Below are 5372 nucleotides of genomic sequence, written 5' to 3'. Positions count from 1 at the left end.
AAACCGTGTCTGTTCGTTAATTGGGCAGACGTAGTTAAAAAAACCAAACGATCGAATCCCTAATCCTTCGGTTGTACCTGAATTTTTCGGCGATACGAACCTGGTCAATGGAAAAGTTTGGCCTTATCTAAATGTGGAACCCTGGAAGTACCGTTTCCGTATTCTAAATGCTTCCAACGCCCGCTTTTATCGTCTACAGCTTAATTCCGGTCAATCCTTCTTTCAAATCGGCACAGATGGGGGATTACTTGAAAAGCCCGTCAAAGTAAAGCAAATTCTGATAGCACCTTCCGAGCGTGTTGATGTCATCGTTGATTTTTCGAAAATGGCAGGCAAAAAGATCACGCTGACCAATAATGCCCCGGCTCCTTTCCCTAATGGAGGACCTGGGAATCTCAATCCAAATACAACGGGAACGATCATGCAGTTTAGGGTTAAAGTGCCTCTGAAGGGTAAAGACAATAGCAAAATTCCTGCAATCTTATCCAACATTACTAAGTTAACAAGAACAAATGTTAAAAGAGTAAGAAACTTACCCCTTGTTGAGACATTCGACAATTACGGACGCTTATTGCAACTGTTAACGGGGAAATCATGGGAAGGTCCGGTTACGGAGAAACCTACGGTTGGAACAAAGGAAATTTGGCGGTTGGTCAACACGACAGCGGATACTCATCCTATCCATCTGCATCTTGTCCAATTTCAAGTTTTGCAGCGTCGTTCGTTTGATGTTAATTTCTATAATCGAACAGGGAAGATCCGTTATACAGCTCCTCCGATTAAACCGGCCCTCAATGAACGCGGCTTAAAAGATACAGTCCGTGCCAACCCGGGGGAAGTAACTGAAATCATAGCCCGATTCGGTCCTTTTACCGGCCGCTACGTCTGGCATTGTCATATGCTGGAGCATGAAGATCATGATATGATGCGTCCATACATCATACTTCCGAAGAGAAAGTAGATTTAATTAGAAGAGGGGAGCAACCCAAAAACGACCTCGAAATCCACAGTTAAGTGGAGGACGAGGTCGTTTTTTGAGTTCAATTTTTTAAGTATACCCCGGTATGATCATCTCGGTGAACGGCTGCTTACCGCAGATGCGATTCCCCCGGTTTTATTCCTCGTTGTAGGCTTGATCGTAGACTGCTCTAGCCTGTTCAACAAGCGTGTAATTTTCTTTCGTCCACTGATTCAGCGCTCTCATCGGCTCCAGCAAAGATTCTCCCAGCGCAGTGAGTGAGTATTCGACGATTGGTGGAACGGACGGCGTAATAACACGTTTAACCAATCCGTTTCGTTCCAGCTGCCGGAGTGTTTGGGTCAGCATTTTTTTGGAAATTCCTTCGATTCGTCTTCTTATCTCGCCGTAACGAATAACTCCATCTTCCATGGCATAGATGACCAATGATGTCCATTTGTTGGAAACGATCTCAAGTACCTTGCTATATCCGCAAATAGATAATGATATATCCGGTTGTATAGTTTTATGTGAATATGAAGAATTCATCTGACGTCCTCCTGTGCACCTTTAGGTTCCCTGGACACTATAAAGTGCCTCCTTACTAAAGTGTAGTATATGTATTAATGTGTGTCTATACCATCAAAAAAAGGAGAGAGCTCTCATGAAAGTATACGAAATTCAAGGCGCATTTGGAATTGATCAGTTGAAGGAAGTGGAACGTCCGGTACTGGTTCCGGGTCCTGGGGAAGTTAGCATTAAAATGCGTGCGGTTTCCCTTAACTCTAGAGATTTGGGTGTAATTGATGGGTTTTACAATCCCGAATTGAATGCACCATTAATTCCGGTGTCTGATGGTGTAGGGGAAGTTGTCGCATTGGGAGAGGGGACGGCGAGGTTCAAGCTCGGCGACCGGGTGAGCGGGATTTTCACGCAGAGCTGGATATCCGGAGAGGCTACGCGGGATAATTGGGTAAGCACACTGGGAAGTCCGCTGGATGGAATGCTGGCGGAGTATGCCGTACTCCCGGAGGGAGGGCTTGTTCGAGTGCCGGATCATTTGACGGATGAAGAAGCGGCGGCACTTCCCTGCGCAGGGGTGACGGCATGGCATGCTATCGCTGAAGAAGGCAAAGTGAAAGCCGGTGATACCGTTGTCGTGCAAGGGACCGGCGGTGTCTCCCTGTTCGCACTTCAATTCGCCAAGCTTCACGGAGCAGCCGTAATCATAACATCCAGCAGCGACGAGAAGCTTCAGCGGGCAAAGGAACTCGGGGCGGATTTCGGGATCAATTACAAACAAACGCCTGAATGGGACAAGGTTGTTCTGGAACTAACGGGTGGACGCGGAGCCGATCATATCGTCGATCTCGGCGGATCGGCTACACTGAACAAGTCGATTGCGGCGCTGCGGGTGGGCGGTCAGATCAGCATGGTTGGGGGTCTGTCGGGCTACCAAGTAGATGGTTTTGCAATTATCCCTGCCATTTTAAGAAGAGCTCGCCTGCAAGCAATTAACGTCGGCAGCCGCGACATGTTTGAAACAATGAACCGTGCAATCGAGCAAAACGGGCTTCGCCCGGTCGTTGACCGTGTGTTTCCATTCGAACGCGCAGTCGAAGCGCTACATTATTTTGCGGAGGGTTCGTATTTTGGAAAGATTTGCATTAAGTTTTAACTTCGACATTTAAAAAAAGATAATTGTACAAAGAGAATATATTCATATATGAAGCACTGACACTGTTGTTAGTGCTTTTTTATTTTATTCTTGAATGTGCACTTGGGATTCCGACCGATGCAACTTGCAAATTAGTTGACACGATCAACTTTGAGGATTATTATATAGTTGATTAAGTCAACTATGGAGGGGTATAAATGGACCTTTTAACTTTAGCGAAATACGTTGGGATATTTAACAGGCAAACTCAGGCTTATATTACGACTGCTTTTAGCAGCATGGATATCAGTTTCTCAGAATGCATCTTTCTGATGAATCTATATGACAATGAAGGAATCAATCAGGAAGAGCTGTCTTCTCTGCTGTTTATTGATAAAGCTGCAACCGCAAGGTCGATAAAATCACTCGAACAAAAGGGATTTATAACGCGGGAGATGATGATGGATGACAGAAGAGCCAAAAAACTCTTCTTAACCAACAAAGCAAGAGAAAATAAAGCTGATTTCTACTTGCTTTTGGAAAAGTGGAAGGACCACACCACCGAGGGGATGGATGAAGAAACTAAAGATCTGGTTTTTAAAGGGCTTCAGGCGATGGCAGAAAAGTCTGCAAGCGCAAATCTTATGGAATTATCCGAATATACGAAAGAAGGTAATGAGAATGCCATTAAATCCCAAACTGAATAAATTACTTGAGACCGACTTTGAGAAAATATATGCTCTACCGCTTTATCAACAAAGAGAATGGTATGCAAAAAGCTGGGATGATTGTAAAGAGAGCATCGTCGAAGTCGGCTCCGTAAACGATCTCATCGTTAAAACATCCGTAAGGGATACCCTGATTAGAGTCTATCATCCCAAAGGAAATGCTCCTCATCCTGCTTTTATTTGGATTCATGGCGGTGGGTTTGTATTTGGAAACATTGAAGTGTATGACTCTGTCTGCCGTAGGATCGTAAATAATGCAAATTGTACGGTAATATCCATAGAATACGGATTATCTCCGGAACACAAGTTTCCCCAACCTGTAGAAGAATGCTACGAGACTGTGAAATGGGTATCTAATCATGCTGAAGAGCTGAATGTATTGGCCGATAAAATCGCCATTGGAGGCGACAGCGTAGGTGGAACCCTTTCCGCTGTAATTAGTCAGCTTTCCAGGGATAAAGGGGAATTCAAGATTATTTATCAAGTTATCATTAACGCAATGTTAGATTTGCTGGGCGAAACCAAACCCAAATCCCGGGTGGAAAACGCTGAAGGCTACAGGATTACAACCAAAGGCATCGAATGGTTTGTCCGCCAGTATTTGAACGAGTTAAGCGAGGCGAACAATCCATTGGCTTCGCCGTTGCTGGCAGAAAATTTCGGAGAGCTTCCAGCCGCGTGCATCATTACCTCAGAATACGATCCGTTAAGAGATGAAGGCGAATTGTATGCGCAGCGTTTGGCTGCGGCCGGGGTTAACGTATATCTAAAGAGGTACGATGGAGTCATACACGGTTTTTTTAACATGCAGCACACATTGGAAGAAGCACGAGATGCTCTGGCTTTGGTATGTACAAAATTAAGAGATGCTTTTAATTAAGTTTCCTATAAGTCTAAAGGAGCTGTAGTAATGTCCAATATTGTAAACCCGGATGCACGGAAGATTGATCTTCATGTGCATTACTTGCCTCAGGCGTACAAGAAGGCATTGCTGAATTGCGGTGAGAACAATCCCGACGGATTTCCAACACCCGCATGGAGTCCGGAAATGCATTTGGAGGCCATGGATCATTTGGGCATTACTACTTCCATGCTTTCCTTATCATCGCCCCATATTAATTTTGGAGACAAGAATGCCACTAAAGCCTTGGCCCGAATAGCCAACGAAGACGGTGCGGAGCTTGTGAGGAAATATCCGGGGAAGTTTGGCTTGCTTGCCTCTTTACCATTGCCTGATGTTGAGCACAGTATTGCAGAAATTCAATACGCAACGGATGTTTTGCATGTGGATGGCTTCACACTGCCCACCAACACATTGGGGGTGTATCTGGGTAATCCATGCTTGGATGCGATATTTGAGGAGTTAAACAGGCATAAATCCGTTGTCACTCTTCATCCCAATAAACCCGGTCGTGTCCCAGAGCATGTTGTGGAAGGCTTGCCTGTTCCCATGATGGAATTTTTCTTCGATACCACTCGCACTGTCATCAACATGATATTAACAGGAACTCTGAATCGTTTCTCCGATATTACATTCATCATCCCCCACGCAGGAGCGTTTCTGCCGGTACTTGCAGATAGGATCGCACCTGCTCTTCAAATGACGCCTTCATCATTTGGTGAACAAATTGGAATAGACGTAGTGGATATCTATGCTGCTTTGAAAGGACTGTACTTTGACCTGGCCGGAGCTTGCCTGCCCAGACAGTTGGCTAACCTGATGCAAATTGTTGGAATAGACCATTTAGTGTATGGCAGTGACTACCCATATACACCTGATTTCGCCTGCATGGCTTTAGCAGATGCTTTGGACATCACAGAAATGCTAACGGAAGACCAGCGCCGGCTCATTTATTGTGAAAATGCGCTGCGCTTATTTCCGAGATTAACGGCTGATCAGTAAGGTATATCTCATACGTAATAGATTGGAGCCATAATTTATCTAAAAAGCCGAGAAGACTCTTTCCTCTACAGGGAGGAGATGAATCGGTGGTTTTTTTTCTACGACTGCTCGTTTCACTAACCTAGG

The 5372-nt window shown here is 45.0% G+C and carries 6 protein-coding genes; 5 read left to right on the top strand and 1 reads right to left on the bottom strand.

The window, feature by feature from the left end; translation table 11 throughout:
• The first annotated feature begins 133 nt into the window (after positions 1-133).
• Positions 134-961 carry a multicopper oxidase domain-containing protein gene (locus L691_RS0101890; RefSeq protein ID WP_025688441.1) on the top strand — a complete coding sequence of 276 codons (828 nt, stop codon included), beginning with the start codon at positions 134-136 and terminating at the stop codon, positions 959-961.
• Positions 962-1114: 153 nt separating this feature from the next.
• Here L691_RS0101890 and L691_RS0101885 read toward each other — a convergent pair whose 3' ends face one another.
• Positions 1115-1507, bottom strand: coding sequence for a winged helix-turn-helix transcriptional regulator (locus L691_RS0101885; RefSeq protein ID WP_025688440.1), 393 nt, complete (start codon positions 1505-1507; stop codon positions 1115-1117).
• A gap of 115 nt (positions 1508-1622) precedes the next feature.
• On the opposite strand from L691_RS0101885, the gene L691_RS0101880 reads away from it, so the two are divergent.
• From L691_RS0101880 to L691_RS27540, 4 genes are all read left to right on the top strand, one after another.
• Entirely contained in the window at positions 1623-2636 is a 1014-nt protein-coding gene (locus L691_RS0101880; protein ID WP_025688438.1) for a zinc-dependent alcohol dehydrogenase family protein, read from the top strand.
• Positions 2637-2833: 197 nt separating this feature from the next.
• On the top strand, positions 2834-3322 hold the full coding sequence (locus L691_RS0101875; RefSeq protein WP_025688437.1) for a MarR family winged helix-turn-helix transcriptional regulator: 489 nt from the start codon (positions 2834-2836) through the stop codon (positions 3320-3322).
• Entirely contained in the window at positions 3297-4223 is a 927-nt protein-coding gene (locus tag L691_RS0101870) for an alpha/beta hydrolase (RefSeq protein WP_025688436.1), read from the top strand. Before L691_RS0101875 ends, L691_RS0101870 begins: the two co-directional genes overlap by 26 nt.
• Positions 4224-4253: 30 nt before the next feature.
• On the top strand, positions 4254-5246 hold the full coding sequence (locus tag L691_RS27540) for an amidohydrolase family protein (protein ID WP_036734726.1): 993 nt from the start codon (positions 4254-4256) through the stop codon (positions 5244-5246).
• Positions 5247-5372: the final 126 nt, after the last annotated feature.

It is taken from the genome of Paenibacillus zanthoxyli JH29, from assembly GCF_000520715.1.
GTDB lineage: Bacteria > Bacillota > Bacilli > Paenibacillales > Paenibacillaceae > Paenibacillus_AQ > Paenibacillus_AQ zanthoxyli.
Note: the sequence above shows the minus strand (reverse complement) of the source record. Positions and strands in the feature narration are given on the sequence as shown.